Genomic DNA, 14,833 nt, shown 5'->3' with positions numbered 1-14,833 from the left:
GCGTCCTGGACGTCATACGGATGGTGGCCCCTGACCCACGATTCGGATGACGTCCCGAACGCCCCTAGCGCGACGCGATCGCCTGCCAGGTGCGCCGGGCGACCAAGTCGAGCCGACCGGTCCCGGGAGCGTGGCCCACCCGGGCCATCCCCATCGGCCCGTTTGTCCCGCCGGATCAGGGGGGAGGAACCCTGCATGACCCTGCACGTCGATCCCGGCGCCGTACGCCGCGCGTGGCTCCACGGGGGCGATGCCGGCGCCGAGCTCACGTCCGCCAGGCGCCGTACGACGGCCGCGGCGGGCACGGACCTGGCCGGCGTCGCCGCGGTCGTCAGCGACGCAGCCACCGACATGGCGGGAGTCCTCGAGGTCTGCCAGGCACTCGTCTCGGAGCACGGCACCAACCTCGAGGCCTGCCTGACGACGTACGACGCCACCGACCACACGAGCGCGGGGGCCTTCCATGGGCTTCGGTGACGTGGCACAGGACGCCCTCGAGGACACCATCACCGAGCTGCGCTCGGTGCTCGCCGACCTGCAGGGCATCGACCTCTGGCCGCCGTGGGACGCCGCCGAGACCATCGTCCGGCTGGTCGGCCGGGCGTTCGAGATCGCCTCCCAACCCCCGGAGCCGGAGCCTGCCAACCTGCGCGACGCCGCCGACGAGTGGCGGCTGATCGCCACCACGGTCGACCGCGCGCACACCTCGCTGGGGTCGCTGCACGACGAGATGACGACGGCGATCTGGGAGGGCGAGGCGGGCAACTCGTTCCGCAGCTCGGTCACCGCCTTCGCGGGCCGGGTCGACGCCGTGCCCGAGGCCGCCCGCGGCGTCGCGACCGCCCTCGACACGATGGCGGGCTCCATGGACGCCGCCCGCAAGAGGCACGCCGACGCGTTCGACGGCCTGCGCAAGCACCTGTCGATCACCTGGGACGACCTGCTGCCGTGGCAGCTGGCCGACAAGCTCAGCGGCATCGTGGGCGAGGTGATCGACGCGATCCAGGACCTGATCGGCGCCTATGAGGACGCCGCCCGGGCGGCCGCGACGGCCCGGCGGGCGGTGACCGGCGCCATGGACGACATCGAGCTGCCCGACCACCTGCCAGACGGGGTGTCCGCGGTCGACGTCGTCAACGAGTGGTCCGACGACGGCGGACCGCTCGACGGCTCGACGCTGAGCCGCTACGACGCCGCACTGGCCGGCATGACCGCCGACGAACGGGCCGAGGTGCGCCGGCTGCTCGAGAGCACCGACGACCCGACCGCCCGCGCGTGGATCATGGCGGCGGTGGCGTCCGGGCTCAGCGGTGACGCGCTCAACAACTACGCCGACCAGGTCGCTCAGATGAGCCCCAGCGAGCTCCGCGACCTCGATCCCGGCAACTTCCGTGGGGACGACGCCACCCAGCCTGACCAGACGACATGCGGCTCCTCCTCGCTCGTCATGTCGCGGATGGAGAACGACCCGGCGTACGCGCTGTGGATGCAGACCGGCTACGACCCCGTCACCGGCGAGACCGACCCCCGCAGCCCTGCCGAGCGGTTCGCCGACGAGTCCCAGGCGATGCACGTGCGCACCAACCTGCCCGTCGACCGTGACCACGACCTGCAGTTCCCGTGGCCGCCGCAGGCCGGCACCCAGCCCTGGGCCCTGGCGGCCGAGATGTCCGCCGATGGCGGGTCCGGCGTCCCCGGCACGTCGTACGACGTCAGCGTGGTCGACCCCGACAACCGGGGCAGCAGCTTCGACGCGGTCGTGCGGGCCAGCGAGGGCGGCACCACGGTCCCGATCTACGTCGGCGACGACACCCGCCCCGGGCACGTCACCCTCGTCACGGCGTCCGAGGGCGGCGACTCGCTCTCGGTCTACGACCCCTCCAACGGCTCGACCATCACCGTCTCGCGCGACGACTGGGTCAACGGGACCCTCGACGTCGCCGGCTGGAGCGAGCCGTGGTTCGTCGTGGTCCCGGAGTCGTGAGACCACGGACCGCCGGAGCGGCCGCGATCATCGGCTCGGTGCTCCTGACCGGATGCTCGAACCTGCCCGGTGACCTCTACGCCGACGACGTCGACCTGACCCGCGCGCAGGCCGTGTGGGAGGACCCGTGGGTCGCCCCCAGCACCCTGTCGGTGCCGGAGGCGGGCTACGGCAGCAACGGACGGGTGAGCCGGCACGCCGGCACCCGGACCACGACGTACGTCGCTCTGGACGCAAGCGCGGCCACGGCTCAGGAGGTCGCCGGCGCGGAGGACCAGGGCTGGACGCTCGTCGGGGCGACCTGCGAGCTCGACGACGTCCGTGCCGTCCTGACCCGGGGTGGCACCGACCTCGACAGCGCGGCGGTCGCCGAGGTGCGCGCCGAACCGGACGACGAGCTCGTCGACGTCTCGGTCACAGCCGAGGTCCCACACCACCTCGACGACGACTGGCCCGACCTCGGACCCGCGGTCGACGTGACGGACACCTGCCTCGCCGGCGCCTCCGGCAACCCCGCGCCGGCGCCGCCCGACGACGAACCACGCGGGTCCGCCGACGACGACGTCGAGACTCCCGAGTGGTCCGACGCCGGCCCCACGGCGGCCGACGAGGCGCGGACGACCGCGCTCGGCGACGACGCCTGGTTCGAGTCGCTCGACGCCGACGTCTCCGATCCGGACACCGCCGGTGGCGACCGGCAGCGGCGCGCGCCGTCCGCCGAGGGGACGCTCACGCCCGGCCCTCGCCGGCCTCTGGCGGCGCTCGCCGCAGTCGTCGAGTCGATGGGAGGCTGGCAGCCGACGTACGCCGCGTGCTCGCGGTCGACCGGTGGAGTGGTGACCCTCCGCCTCGACAGCGACGCCGGGCCGGTGGTCGCCCGACTGCAGGCCGTCCCGGGCGATGCCGGTGCCGTGTCCTGGACGGTCACGCTGCCGATCGTGAGCGGTCCCGACCAGTCTTGGGTCGACCAGGTGCCCACGCTCGGGGCCCCGACCTGCCTGGCCGGCGGCTCCCCTCGGCAGCCGGTCACGGAGGGGACACCGGTCGGGCTGATCGGTGAGCTGCAGCCACTGCAAGAATAGGCCGGTGCGCGCGCGGGTGATCGTCCTTGCTGGCCCCTCCGGGTCCGGGAAGTCCCGACTCGCCGAACGCGTCGGGCTGCCGGTGCTCCGGCTCGACGACTTCTACAAGAACGGCGGCGACCCCACCCTGCCGCTGATCACCGAGGGCGCCAACGCCGGCATCGTCGACTGGGACGTCCCGGAGTCGTGGCTGCTCGGCGACGCCCTGGCCGCGCTCGACGACCTCTGCCGCATGGGTCGCGCGGAGGTGCCGATCTACGACATCGCGCAGAACGGCCGCTGCGGCCAGCGGACCCTGGACCTCGGCGACCACCACGTGTTCGTGGCCGAGGGCATCTTCGCGCAGGAGATCGTCGGCCCCTGCGACGACGCCGGACTGCTTGCGGCGGCGTACTGCGTGCGACAGCATCCGATGGTGACCTTCTGGCGACGGCTCACCCGCGACCTGCGCGAGCGGCGCAAGCCCCCGCTCGTGCTCGTGCGGCGAGGTCTCGCGCTGATGCACGACCAGCGCCGGGTCGTCTCCCACGCCGTGGAGCGAGGATGCGCCCCGGTGACGCCCGACGAGGCGTACGCCGCGATCGGGCTGATGGCCGCCCGGGACGCCTCGACGTGAGCCTGCGCTGATGAAGACGTGGCCGCGACAGCCGGACTCCCGCACGTGCGGACCGTCGTCTGTCGTGGTCGCCCAGGCTGTGCTCGCGGGCAGCGGTGCCGGCCCTTGGCCGCGCTTCGAGGAGGACGTGCTCGCGATGCACCGTCGCCTCACCGGTGTGCGCGACCGGCACGGCCGTTGGCAGGTGCCGTGGCCACGGATGTTCGGGACCCCGCCGTGGGCGGTGGCACGGGAGCTGGGCGGGAGTGTGCACCGCTACCGGCAGGCGGAGGTGCTCGCGGCACTGCCGACACCCGTGCCGGTCTTCCTGGGGACCCGGTGGCTTCCCCGTCACGTCGTCCTCGTGCTCGACGAGCGTGACGGGGAGCCCCTGGTCTACAACCCGGCGCTGGGCGCCGTCGTACCTCTGTCGTCCTCGCGGTGGAAGCGCCGCTGGTGGGCGGTCCTACCGCGCTGACGGGTCAGGCCAGCGCCTTGGCCTTCAGCGCGTCGAACTCCGCCTGCGAGATGGCGCCCGAGTCGAGCAGCGCCTTCGCCCGGTGGATCTCGTCGGCCGGCGATGCGCCGCCACCCGACACAGATCGGATGTACTCCTCCTGGCTGGCCTGCGCCTGCTTGACGGCAGCGATGTTGCGCTCCGCCATGCCCTGACCGCGCGCGATCAGGTACACCAGCGAGGTGATCAGCGGAAGGATGATCAGGAAGAACACCCAGACCGCCTTCAGCCAGCCGCTCGTCTGGTGGTCGCGGAACAGGTCCGTGAGGATCTGGAACAGCACGACCAGGTAGGCCATGAGCAGGAAGAAGGAGATGATGAACCAGAAGAAGTCCCAGAAGCTGTCCACAGCGTTCCTCTCGAATGCGTCGGGGCCCGAGTCGGTCCCACTATCGCGTCGAGGCTAGTGTCCCGGCCCGTCACCCGGAATCACCTGTTCCGGGTGAGAGCGCGTCAGGAGTCCCTGGGCAAAGAACGGGCAGATCAGCACCGTCAGGGCGCCTCCCGCGACCAGGACGGACGCGTTCGTCGCCGTCATCTCGCCGGCGCTGACGGCGACCGAGGTGACGGCGACGATGATCGGCAGCCCGGTGGCGGCGAACAACCCCATCGAGACGCTCTCCCGGCCGTCGAAGGCGCGCTCCCCGTCCACCCGCGTGGTCCACGTCGCGAGCAGGACCAGGCCGCCGCGCACGAGCAGGATCAGCGCGACGAACGCGACCAGCGCGACCGGCTCGTCGAGCACCGCCTGCGGGTCGATGGCCATGCCCGAGGTGATGAAGAAGACCGGGATCAGCAGCCCGAAGGCCAGGCCCTCGAGCTTGTGCTCCAGGCTTTCGTGGCCCTGGGGCAGAAGCCCGCGCAGGACGAAGCCGGCGGCGAAGGCACCGAGCACCACGTCGAGGTCGAAGACGGCGGCGGCCACGCCCAGGCTGACGAGCAGGAGCACCACCAGCCGCACCTGGGGCTGTCCCGAGCTCTCCGCACCCCGCTGGACGACCGCGAGCACCACCGAGCCCTCCCGGCTGATCCGCGCGGAGAAGCGGTGCACGACCAGTGCCAGCACGAAGAACGCCACGAGCACGAGCACAGAGGCGAAGACCCCGCGGCTGCCGAGCAACACGGCCATCGCGACGATCGGCGCGAGCTCGCCGTACGCACCGTGGTTCATCAGCGTGCGGCCGAACGGGCTGGCGAGCAGGCCGTTGTCCTTCAGGATGGGCAGCAGGGTGCCGAGCGCGGTGGAGGTGAGCGCGATCGCGACCGCGATCTCCGCGTGGATGGCGTCGGTGAGGCCGATCAGCCCGATCAGGCCGAGCGCGACGGCGAAGCATGCGATCCAGGTGGCGAGCGCACGCCTGCCGCCCTTGCCCACCAGCTCGTCCACCTCGATCTCGTAGCCCGCAAGCAGGAAGAGCATGCCGAGGCCGAGCTCGCGCAGCATCTCGACGCCCTCCCCTGTCACCGCGAGGTCGAGGACGTTGGGGCCGATCACGACGCCGAGCACGAGCAGCAGCACCACCTCCGGCACCTTGCCGCGCAGCAACAGCGCGGCAAGCAGCGGCGCCAGTACCGCGCACAGCGCGATCCAGAAGATCGACTCCTCCGGCCCGGGCACTACGACGTCCAGACGACCAGGACCAGCACCAGCCAGGCAGCAGCGACGCCCAGGGCGACCAGGAGGACGAGGGACCCGAGGACGACCCAGGTCCGGCCCGCGCCCTCGACGTCACCTTTCGTGGCGGCGACGTCGACGCGGTCGGGGCGCTCGGGGTCGTAGGCGACGTCGATCTGCTCCCCGACTCGTGGCGGCGGGGCGGGTACGTCGGTGAGCGTCTGCGCCTCGACGGCATCGGTCGCCCCTGCGGGCACGAAGCTCACTCGCGGGAAGTAGCGAGTGTCCGGCTCGGCGCCGAGGCTGAGGTCCTTGGCCTCGAGGGCGACGACGGTGGCGGTCACGGCGACCGCACGGCTGCGGAAGCTCTCGGCCGTACGCCGTACGGCACGACCCTTGAGCAGCAGCCCGACGCCGACCAGCAGGATGAGCGCGGCCGAGCCGAGCAGCAGCACGGTCGGCACGTAGTGGATCTTCACTGGTCGCTCTCTTCGCGCAGCGCGGCGTACGCCGGCTTGATCACGTCGGAGATCAGGGCGAACCGCTCGTCGAAGGGCAGGAACGCCGACTTCATCGCGTTGATCGTGAACCACTCGAGGTCGCTCAGCCCGTAGCCGAAGGCCTCGACCAGCGAGGTCATCTCGTGGGTCATCGAGGTCTGGCTCATCAGTCGGTTGTCGGTGTTGACCGTGACCCGGAAGCGCAGCTTCTTCAGCAGCCCGATCGGGTGCTCGCCGATCGAGGCCGCAGCGCCGGTCTGGATGTTGGACCACGGGCACATCTCGAGCGGGATCCGCTTGTCGCGCACGTACGCCGCGAGCAGGCCGAGCTCGACCGAGCCGTCGTCGTGGACGGTGATGTCGTCGATGATCCGGACGCCGTGGCCGAGCCGGTCGGCGCCACACCACTGGATCGCCTGCCAGATCGACGGCAGCCCGAACGCCTCACCGGCATGGATCGTGAAGTGGAAGTTCTCGCGCTGGAGGTACTCGAACGCGTCCAGGTGCCGGGTGGGCGGGTAGCCCGCCTCGGCGCCGGCGATGTCGAAGCCCGCGACCCCGCGGTCGCGCCACGCCACCGCCAGCTCGGCGATCTCCATCGACCGGGCCTGGTGCCGCATCGCGGTCAGCAGCTGGCGTACGACGATCCGGTTGCCGCTCGCCACGACCGCCTGGTCGAACCCCTCCTGCACCGCCGCGACCACCTCGTCGAGCGTCAGGCCCGTCTCGACGTGCTGCTCGGGGGCGTAGCGGATCTCGGCGTACGCGACCCCGTCCGCGGCGAGGTCCTCGACGCACTCGCGGGCCACGCGGGTGAGCGCCGGGCCGGTCTGCATCACGCCGACCGTGTGGTCGAAGGTCTCGAGGTAGCGCTCCAGGGAGCCGGAGTCGGCAGCCTCGGCGAACCAGCGGCCGAGCGACTCGGCCGACAGCTCGCCGCCGAGGTCGGGCAGCTGGTGCCCGCAGTCGGCGGCCAGCTCGATGATCGTCTGCGGCCGCAGCCCGCCGTCGAGGTGGTCGTGCAGGAGCACCTTCGGTGCCCGTCGGACCTGGTCGCGAGTGGGCGTCATGGAGTCGATCCAATCAGACCCGGCCGGCAGCGCTCGATATGTTGGAGCCATGCGCGTCTTCTCCGCTCTCGACGAAGTGTCCGCCGCCATCGGTGAGGAGCTCGGCACGTCCGACTGGCTCACGATCGACCAGGAGCGCGTCAACGTGTTCGCGGAGGCGACCGGGGACCACCAGTGGATCCACGTCGACGTCGACCGGGCGAAGGACGGTCCGTTCGGCGGCACCATCGCCCACGGCTACCTCACGCTCTCGCTGGTGCCGTTCCTCGGCAGCCAGGTGGTGAGCTTCGAGACCCCCGGCGCCAAGCTCAACTACGGCACCAACAAGGTGCGCTTCCCCAACCCGGTCCTCGTCGGCAAGCGGATCCGCGCTCACGTCGCCCTCGCCGACGTCGCCGACCTGCCGACGGGCAAGCAGGCGACGCTCCGCTACACGATCGAGATCGAGGGCGAGGCCAAGCCGGCCTGCGTCGCCGAGACGGTCGTGCTGCTGCTGGAGTGACCAGCCGGGACCGAGGAACGAGGTCGCGGCGTCAGTCACGAAGATCGAGCAAGCGCGCGCCTGAGCCTGCGAAGACGCGACTGCGTGTCGAGATCCCCCTCACGGCACAGCTGCCGTCGCCTGGTGGCGCGGGCTCTCGACACGCGCCGTCACGACCTCGCAAGCTCGGTCGCGGGCGCTGCTCGACCACCGACGACCGCGGCCGCTGGCGCGTCCGCGGTCAGCCGATCCGGTCGATGACCAAAGGGGCGGGCCGGTACGAAGACCCGCCCGACTCGATGTCGTAGCCGCCCTCGAGCGACGCGAGAGCGCGGTCGAAGCGGTGCTCGTCGTCGGTGAGCAGCGTGAAGAGCGGGTCGCCCGCCGTGACGATGTCCCCGGGCCTGGCGTGCCAGACGACGCCGGCGCCTGCCTGCACCGGGTCCTCCTTGCGGGCCCGGCCGGCGCCGAGGCGCCAGGCGGCGAGCCCGACGGCCATCGCGTCGAGGCGGGTCACCACGCCCGTGGACGGTGCGTTCACGACGTGCTGCTCACGAGCCACCGGCAGCGGGGCGTGCGAGTCGCCGCCCTGGGCCTGGATCATCCGGTGCCAGGCGTCCATCGCGGAGCCGTCGGCCAGCTTGTCGGCAGGGTCCACGTCCGAGCGGCCGGCGCCGGCGAGCATCTCGCGGGCGAGGGCAAGGGTCAGCTCGACCACATCGGCCGGCCCCCCACCTGCCAGCACGTCGACGGACTCCTGGACCTCGATCGCGTTGCCGGCGGTCAGGCCCAGCGGCGTGGACATGTCGGTCAGCAGCGCGACCGTGTGCACCCCGGCGTCCTGGCCGAGCGCCACCATCGTCTCGGCGAGCTCACGAGCGGAGACGACGTCCTTCATGAACGCACCCGTGCCGACCTTGACGTCGAGCACCAGAGCCCCGGTGCCCTCGGCGATCTTCTTCGACATGATCGACGACGCGATCAGCGGGATCGCCTCGACCGTGCCGGTCACGTCGCGCAGCGCATAGAGCTTCTTGTCGGCGGGCGCCAGCCCGTCACCGGCCGCGCAGATCACCGCACCCAGCGACTCCAGCTGGGTGAGGATCTCCTCGTTCGACAGCGCGGCCCGCCAGCCGGGGATCGACTCCAGCTTGTCGAGGGTGCCGCCGGTGTGGCCCAGACCGCGCCCGGAGAGCTGGGGTACGGCGACGCCGCACGCCGCCACCAGTGGAGCCAACGGCAGCGTGATCTTGTCCCCCACGCCACCGGTCGAGTGCTTGTCAGCGGTCGGCCGCGACAACCCCGAGAAGTCCATCCGCTCCCCCGACGCGATCATCGCCCCCGTCCACCGGGAGATCTCGCGACGGTCCATGCCGTTGAGCAGGATCGCCATCGCCAGCGCCGACATCTGCTCGTCGGCGACATCACCACGCGTGTACGCCGCGATCACCCAGTCGATCTGGCTGTCGCTCAGCTCTCGCTTGTCCCGCTTGGCCGAGATCACCTCGACCGCGTCGTGCTCAGACATGAGTTCCTCTCACAGGGACGGTGCGGTAGCCCCGCAGCACGAAGGTCCCGCGACTGACCGGCTCGTCGGCCAGGGTCAGGTCGGGGAACGTCTCGAACAACGCAGGCAGCGACTCGGCGAGCTCCATCCGCGCGAGCGGCGCGCCGAGGCAGAAGTGCACTCCGACGCCGAAAGCCAAGTGGTTGTTGGGGTCTCGGTCCACCCGGAACTCGTCCGGCTGGTCGAAGACCTCGGGGTCGCGGTTGGCGGCACCGAGTAGGGCGGCGATCTTCTGGCCCTCGTGGACCGTGATGTCGCCTACCTCCACGTCCTCCATCGCGGTGCGCTCGAAGAGCTGCAGCGCGGAGTCGAAGCGGAGCATCTCCTCGACGGTGGCCGGCACGTCGGCGCCGGGGCGCAGCCCGCGTCGCAGCATCGCGGTCAGCCCGTTGCCGAAGACGTTGACCGACGCCTCGTGGCCCGCGTTGAGCAGCAGGACGACTGCCGCGACGACCTCGTCCTCTGTCAGCTCGGTCGCGACCAGGTCGGTGATCAGGTCGTCGGCGGGCTGCGCACGCCGCTCGCCGACCAGCTCGCGCACCAGCCCCGCGAAGTCCTCGGACGCACGGACAGCGGCGTCGACCGTCTCCTGCGGCGGCGCCACCTCGTACATCCGCACGATCGCCTGCGACCAATCCCGCAGGTCGTGCGCATACGAGCGAGGTACGCCGAGCAGGTCGGCGATCACCAGCACGGGCAGCGGCTCGGCGTACCCCGCGATGATGTCGAAGCCCTGAGGATCGAGGTCGTCGAGCAGCCCGGCCGCGATCTCGCGTACCCGCGGCCGGAGCCGCTCGATGTGACCGCGCGCGAACGCCTTGGCCACCGGGCGACGCAGCCGGGTGTGCACCGGCGGCTCGTTCTCCATCATCTGGTTGCGATGCAGGAGGTTGAACGGCTCGAGGTAGTCGAGCGGCTCTTTGTCGGCCCAGATCCGGCCCAGCCGGCGGTCGCGCTGCACCTGCCCGACGGTCGCGTGCGCGAAGGTCAGGTACATCCCGGACGCTTCGTGCCAGGCCACCGCGTGCTGCTCGCGCTCGCGCGCGAAGTGCGGGTAAGGATCGGCGACGACCGCGGGGGCGGTCAGGTCAATCGAGGTCGTCGGGACCGAACGCATCGGGCAGCACCTCGTCCATCGTCCTGATTCCTGACACTGTCCACAGCAGCAGCTCTGGCCCGCCGTTCTCGTACAGGAGCTGCCGGCACCGCCCGCACGGCATGATCACCGCGCCGTCGCCGTTGACGCACACGAAGTGCGTCAGCCGGCCACCGCCGGTGATGTGCAGCTGGCTGACCAGTCCGCACTCCGCGCACAGGGCGACGCCGTACGCCGCGTTCTCCACGTTGCAACCCGTCACCACGCGACCGTCGTCGACCATCGCGGCGGCACCCACCGAGAAGTGCGAGTACGGCGCGTACGCGTGCGTGACCGCCTCCTCGGCAGCCGCCTTGAGCGAGTCCCAGTCGAACTCCGCGTCCGACGCCACTAGCCCGCGCTGCCCTTCCGATAGATCTGCCCGTCGGCAGCTGGCATTCGTAGTCGTTGCGAGGCGAACGCGAGCACCAGCAGCGTGACGACGTACGGCGTCATGGTGCTGAAGTCGCTGGGCACCTCGTCGATCGCGAAGTAGAGCACTCCGAGGGCGACGGCCACCACACCGGTGATGATCGCGGCGCGCTGCTGCTGCTGGCGGGCCTGCCACACCGCGGCGGCGATGGCCAGCACCGCGATCGCGAGCAGCAGAGCGTGCACCGAGTCGCCGCCTGCGCGGAGACCGAGCGTCTCGCTGTAGCCGAAGAGCCCGGACCCCGCGAGCAGCCCTCCCGGGCGCCAGTTGCCGAAGATCATCGCGGCGAGGCCGATGTAGCCACGGCCGCCGGTCTGGCCGTCGCGGTAGTTGCTGGACGCGACCATCGCGAGGAAGCCGCCCGCCAGACCGGCGAGGCCGCCGGAGATCAGCACAGCCGCGAACTTGTAGCGCAGCACGTGGACGCCGAGCGACTCGGCCGCGGACGGGCTCTCACCGCAGGAGCGCAGGCGCAGGCCGAAGGACGTGCGCCACAGCACGAACCAGGTCACGACGAGGAGCAGCATCGAGATCACTACGAGCCACGACAGGTTGGTCACGAGCGCCTGAGCCACGGCTGCGGTCTGCGAGACGAAGAAGATGTTCTTGTCCACGATGTCGCCGAAGAAGTCACCCAGGAACGTGATGTTGATCGATGGGACGTCCTCGATCTTGGGCGATTGCGTCTGGCCACCGCCGGGCAGGCCGACGAAGGTCAGCGAGGCGAGGTACTGAACCGCGCCGAGCGCGATGATGTTGATCGCGACGCCGGAGATGATGTGGTCGACGCCGAAGACCACGGTCGCGATGGCGTGCACCAGGCCGCCGAGCATGCCCATCACGATCGCGCCCGCGACACCGGCCCAGGCACCGTAGTGGTAGCCGAAGTAGCCGGCACCCCAGGTCCCGAGGATCATCATGCCCTCGAGCCCGATGTTGACCACGCCGGCGCGCTCCGACCAGAGGCCTCCGAGGCCGGCGAGCATGATCGGGACGACGGCGATCAAGGTCGCGGCGACCGTGCCCCGCGAGACCAGGTCGTCGGCACCGGTGACCTGCTCCAGCAGGGAGAGCCCAAGCAGCAGCCCGAAGAGCGCGGCGGCGAACCACCATCGCGGCAGCTTGCGGCGTGCGCGCGGAGCGGCGGCGATCGACTCGGTGTAGCCGGAGGTGGTCATGCCGAGACCTCCTCGGGCTGGTCGGTGCTGGGGGTGGCCAAGGCTCGGGCCACCTCCCGTTGCTCGAGGCGTACGCCGTAGCGGCGTACGAGCTCATAGGAGATGACCACGGTCAGCACGATCACGCCCTGCGTGATGGCCACGATGTCGGGCGAGACACCGACCAGGATCTGCAGCGGGTTGGACTGCTCGTCGAGGTAGGCGAAGAGCAGCGCGCCGAGCGCAATTCCGATCGGGTTGTTGCGGCCGAGCAACGCGATCGCGATGCCGGCGAAGCCCAACCCGGACTGGAAGGTCGAGCCGTAGGTGTAGGCGTCACCGAAGAGGATCGGCAGGCCGACCAGTCCGGCGATGGCGCCGGAGATCATCATGGCAGCGACGGTCATCTTCTTGACGCTGACCCCGCTGGCCACGGCGGCGGTCGTCGACTGGCCGGTCGCGCGCAGGTCGAAGCCGAACCGGGTGCGGTTGAGCACGAACCAGAACGCGAACCCGAACGCGGCGGCCATGATGATGAAGCCGTAGATCTCAAAGTCGCCGAACGGGAGGCCGCCGATCCGGCTGCCCTCCGGGATCTCCTTGGTGCCGAGCGCGTTGCTGCCCTCCTCGCGCACCGCCGCCTTGCGGAGCAGGTAGGCGACGAGGGAGGTGGCGATCGCGTTGAGCATGATCGTCGAGATGACCTCGCTGACGCCGCGCGTGGCGCGCAGGACACCCGCGATGCCGGCCCAGATCGCACCGACGGCCATTGCGCAGAGGATCGCCAGGGCGGTGTTGAGGTAGCCGGGCAGCCAGGCCTCACCGGCGACGACAGCGGCGGTGAACGCGGCGACGCGGTACTGCCCGTCGACGCCGATGTTGAAGAGGTTCATCCGGAAGCTCACGGCGACCGCGAGACCAGACAGGAAGAGCACGGTCGCGTTGTTGATGATGTTGGCCCAGTTGCGCTGCTCGGGCCAGGACAGCAGCTGGCCCCAGACCTCGCCCACCGGGTCCCCGGCGGCGATCAGCACCAGGCTGGTGATGGCGAACGCTGCCAGCAGGGCGAGCACCGCCGAGGCGACCCCCAGCCCCAGGCGCGTCAGACGTGCCTTCGTCACTTGTCCTCCCCCGCTCCGGTCATCGCGGAGCCGAGCCGCTCAGGTGTGACGTCCTCGGGATCGAAGGTGCCGACGAAGCGGCCCCGCAGGATCACCTCGATCCGGTCGGACAGGCCGATCAGCTCGTCCAGGTCCGCCGAGATCAGCAGCACGGCGAGGCCGTTGCGCCGCGCGTCCTTGATGTGGCGCCAGATCGCGGCCTGGGCGCCGACGTCGACACCGCGGGTCGGGTGGGCGGCAATCAGCAGGACCGGCTCCCCGCTCATCTCGCGGCCGACGATCAGCTTCTGCTGGTTGCCACCCGACAGCGCCCGCGCGAGCACATCGGGTCCGGGGGTGCGTACGTCGTACGCCTCGATGATGCGCGCGGTGTCCTTGCGGGCGGCGCGCTTGTCGATGAGGCCGTGGTTGACGCTCGGGGGGCGGGACTGGTGACCGAGGATGCGGTTCTCCCACAGCGGGGACTCGAGCAGCAGCCCGTGCCGGTGCCGGTCCTCGGGGATGTAGCCGATGCCACCTTCGCGGCGCTCGCGGGTGCTGAGGTGGGACAGGTCGGCCCCAGCGAGCTCGATCCGGCCGCTCGAGGCGGCGCGCATCCCCATGATCGACTCGACGAGCTCGGCCTGGCCGTTGCCCTCGACGCCGGCGATCCCGAGGATCTCGCCCCGGTGGATCTGGAAGGAGACGTCATCGAGCAGCGGCCGACCCTCGTCGCTCGGCAGCGACAGGCCCGAGACGCTGAGCAGCACCTCGTCGGTGACCGTCGAGGCCTCGGTGCTGGGTGAGGGCAGCTCGGAGCCGACCATCAGCTCGGCGAGCTGGCGCGCGGAGACGCCCTGCGGCTCCACGGTCTTCACCGTCGTGCCGCGGCGGATCACGGTGATCTCGTCGGCGACGGAGAGCACCTCGTCGAGCTTGTGGGAGATGAAGATGACGCTGAGGCCCTCGGCCTTGAGCTCGCGCAGGTTGCCGAAGAGCTCGTCGACCTCCTGCGGCACCAGCACCGCGGTGGGCTCGTCGAGGATCACGATGCGCGCGCCGCGGTAGAGGACCTTGAGGATCTCCACGCGCTGGCGTGCGCCGACCCCGAGGGCCTCGACCAGGCGGTCGGGCTCGATCCCGAGGTTGTAGGCGTCGGAGATGCGCAGCACCTCGGCGCGGGCCTTGGCGCCGATGCCGTGCAGGCGCTCGGCACCGAGGACGACGTTCTCGAGGACGGTCAGGTTGTCGGCCAGCATGAAGTGCTGGAACACCATGCCCACGCCGCTCTTGATCGCGTCGGCCGGCGAGTGCAGGGAGACCTCGGCGCCGTTGATCTCGATCGTGCCCGAGTCCGGAGGCTGTACGCCGTACAGGATCTTCATCAGCGTCGACTTGCCAGCGCCGTTCTCACCGACGATCGCGTGGATCGTGCCCCGGCGCACGTCGATGTTGATGTCGTCGTTGGCGATCACACCAGGGAAGCGCTTGCCGATGCCGCGCAAGCGGACGGCGATCTCAGCCGTTGCCGGAGCGGTCTCCGCGACGGGCGTGGCGGGGGTGGACACGATCCATGACCTCCTCGTCAGGTTCGGGC

The 14,833-nt window shown here is 70.9% G+C and carries 16 protein-coding genes; 6 read left to right on the top strand and 10 right to left on the bottom strand.

Features of this window, described 5'->3' with window-relative positions; genetic code table 11:
- Nucleotides 1-195: 195 nt before the first annotated feature.
- Genes ABEA33_RS09145 through ABEA33_RS09125 form a run of 5 tightly spaced genes read left to right on the top strand, consistent with a single transcriptional unit; the run spans nucleotide 196 to nucleotide 4,139 of the window.
- Entirely contained in the window at nucleotides 196-477 is a 282-nt protein-coding gene (locus ABEA33_RS09145) for a hypothetical protein (protein WP_345526451.1), read from the top strand.
- Entirely contained in the window at nucleotides 464-1,984 is a 1,521-nt protein-coding gene (locus ABEA33_RS09140) for a WXG100 family type VII secretion target (RefSeq protein WP_345526450.1), read from the top strand. The genes ABEA33_RS09145 and ABEA33_RS09140 overlap by 14 nt, the downstream gene beginning before the upstream one ends.
- Nucleotides 1,981-3,066 carry a hypothetical protein gene (locus ABEA33_RS09135; RefSeq protein ID WP_345526449.1) on the top strand — a complete coding sequence of 362 codons (1,086 nt, stop codon included), beginning with the start codon at nucleotides 1,981-1,983 and terminating at the stop codon, nucleotides 3,064-3,066. Before ABEA33_RS09140 ends, ABEA33_RS09135 begins: the two co-directional genes overlap by 4 nt.
- Nucleotides 3,067-3,070: 4 nt before the next feature.
- Nucleotides 3,071-3,682 (top strand): ATP-binding protein, encoded by a 612-nt coding sequence (locus tag ABEA33_RS09130; protein WP_345526448.1) that lies wholly within the window; start codon nucleotides 3,071-3,073, stop codon nucleotides 3,680-3,682.
- A 10-nt stretch (nucleotides 3,683-3,692) separates the two neighbouring features.
- Complete coding sequence (locus ABEA33_RS09125) at nucleotides 3,693-4,139, top strand: hypothetical protein (protein ID WP_345526447.1); 447 nt, start codon at nucleotides 3,693-3,695, stop codon at nucleotides 4,137-4,139.
- 4 nt (nucleotides 4,140-4,143) lie between these two features.
- Here ABEA33_RS09125 and ABEA33_RS09120 read toward each other — a convergent pair whose 3' ends face one another.
- The 4 genes from ABEA33_RS09120 to ABEA33_RS09105 are packed head-to-tail and all read right to left on the bottom strand — an operon-like array spanning nucleotide 4,144 to nucleotide 7,363.
- Entirely contained in the window at nucleotides 4,144-4,527 is a 384-nt protein-coding gene (locus tag ABEA33_RS09120; RefSeq protein WP_345526446.1) for an SHOCT domain-containing protein, read from the bottom strand.
- Nucleotides 4,528-4,581: 54 nt separating this feature from the next.
- Complete coding sequence (locus ABEA33_RS09115) at nucleotides 4,582-5,796, bottom strand: cation:proton antiporter (protein ID WP_345526445.1); 1,215 nt, start codon at nucleotides 5,794-5,796, stop codon at nucleotides 4,582-4,584.
- Nucleotides 5,796-6,272 carry a DUF3592 domain-containing protein gene (locus tag ABEA33_RS09110; RefSeq protein WP_345526444.1) on the bottom strand — a complete coding sequence of 159 codons (477 nt, stop codon included), beginning with the start codon at nucleotides 6,270-6,272 and terminating at the stop codon, nucleotides 5,796-5,798. The genes ABEA33_RS09115 and ABEA33_RS09110 overlap by 1 nt, the downstream gene beginning before the upstream one ends.
- Nucleotides 6,269-7,363, bottom strand: a complete 1,095-nt coding sequence (locus tag ABEA33_RS09105; RefSeq protein WP_345526443.1) for an adenosine deaminase — start codon at nucleotides 7,361-7,363, stop codon at nucleotides 6,269-6,271. Before ABEA33_RS09105 ends, ABEA33_RS09110 begins: the two co-directional genes overlap by 4 nt.
- 49 nt (nucleotides 7,364-7,412) lie before the next feature.
- Here ABEA33_RS09105 and ABEA33_RS09100 point away from each other — a divergent pair, with 49 nt between their 5' ends.
- Nucleotides 7,413-7,865: a MaoC family dehydratase gene (locus ABEA33_RS09100; protein WP_345526442.1), complete on the top strand. Its 453-nt coding sequence runs from the start codon at nucleotides 7,413-7,415 to the stop codon at nucleotides 7,863-7,865.
- A gap of 220 nt (nucleotides 7,866-8,085) precedes the next feature.
- Here the strand turns inward: ABEA33_RS09100 and ABEA33_RS09095 are convergent, their stop codons facing one another.
- The 6 genes from ABEA33_RS09095 to ABEA33_RS09070 are packed head-to-tail and all read right to left on the bottom strand — an operon-like array spanning nucleotide 8,086 to nucleotide 14,804.
- Nucleotides 8,086-9,372, bottom strand: coding sequence for a thymidine phosphorylase (locus ABEA33_RS09095; protein ID WP_345526441.1), 1,287 nt, complete (start codon nucleotides 9,370-9,372; stop codon nucleotides 8,086-8,088).
- Entirely contained in the window at nucleotides 9,365-10,528 is a 1,164-nt protein-coding gene (locus ABEA33_RS09090) for a cytochrome P450 (RefSeq protein ID WP_345526440.1), read from the bottom strand. Before ABEA33_RS09090 ends, ABEA33_RS09095 begins: the two co-directional genes overlap by 8 nt.
- Nucleotides 10,500-10,898 carry a cytidine deaminase gene (locus tag ABEA33_RS09085; protein WP_345526439.1) on the bottom strand — a complete coding sequence of 133 codons (399 nt, stop codon included), beginning with the start codon at nucleotides 10,896-10,898 and terminating at the stop codon, nucleotides 10,500-10,502. The genes ABEA33_RS09090 and ABEA33_RS09085 overlap by 29 nt, the downstream gene beginning before the upstream one ends.
- A complete protein-coding gene (locus ABEA33_RS09080; protein ID WP_345526438.1) occupies nucleotides 10,898-12,157 on the bottom strand; it encodes an ABC transporter permease in 1,260 nt (419 codons plus the stop codon). The genes ABEA33_RS09085 and ABEA33_RS09080 overlap by 1 nt, the downstream gene beginning before the upstream one ends.
- Complete coding sequence (locus tag ABEA33_RS09075) at nucleotides 12,154-13,257, bottom strand: ABC transporter permease (protein ID WP_345526437.1); 1,104 nt, start codon at nucleotides 13,255-13,257, stop codon at nucleotides 12,154-12,156. The genes ABEA33_RS09080 and ABEA33_RS09075 overlap by 4 nt, the downstream gene beginning before the upstream one ends.
- The gene (locus tag ABEA33_RS09070) at nucleotides 13,254-14,804 is read right to left on the bottom strand and encodes an ABC transporter ATP-binding protein (protein WP_345526436.1); all 1,551 of its coding nucleotides are present in this window, start codon (nucleotides 14,802-14,804) and stop codon (nucleotides 13,254-13,256) included. Before ABEA33_RS09070 ends, ABEA33_RS09075 begins: the two co-directional genes overlap by 4 nt.
- Nucleotides 14,805-14,833: the final 29 nt, after the last annotated feature.

Source organism: Nocardioides endophyticus (assembly GCF_039543845.1).
Lineage (GTDB): Bacteria > Actinomycetota > Actinomycetes > Propionibacteriales > Nocardioidaceae > Nocardioides > Nocardioides endophyticus.
This window is presented reverse-complemented; position numbering and strand designations above follow the sequence as displayed.

Excerpts from the sequence above, each read along its gene's own strand:
- ABEA33_RS09080 (WP_345526438.1), bottom strand. The coding sequence starts at position 12,157 with ATGACCACCTCCGGCTACACCGAGTCGATCGCCGCCGCTCCGCGCGCA.
- ABEA33_RS09125 (WP_345526447.1), top strand. The coding sequence starts at position 3,693 with ATGAAGACGTGGCCGCGACAGCCGGACTCCCGCACGTGCGGACCGTCG.
- ABEA33_RS09140 (WP_345526450.1), top strand. The coding sequence starts at position 464 with ATGGGCTTCGGTGACGTGGCACAGGACGCCCTCGAGGACACCATCACC.
- ABEA33_RS09095 (WP_345526441.1), bottom strand. The coding sequence starts at position 9,372 with ATGTCTGAGCACGACGCGGTCGAGGTGATCTCGGCCAAGCGGGACAAG.
- ABEA33_RS09105 (WP_345526443.1), bottom strand. The coding sequence starts at position 7,363 with ATGACGCCCACTCGCGACCAGGTCCGACGGGCACCGAAGGTGCTCCTG.
- ABEA33_RS09100 (WP_345526442.1), top strand. The coding sequence starts at position 7,413 with ATGCGCGTCTTCTCCGCTCTCGACGAAGTGTCCGCCGCCATCGGTGAG.
- ABEA33_RS09090 (WP_345526440.1), bottom strand. The coding sequence starts at position 10,528 with ATGCGTTCGGTCCCGACGACCTCGATTGACCTGACCGCCCCCGCGGTC.
- ABEA33_RS09145 (WP_345526451.1), top strand. The coding sequence starts at position 196 with ATGACCCTGCACGTCGATCCCGGCGCCGTACGCCGCGCGTGGCTCCAC.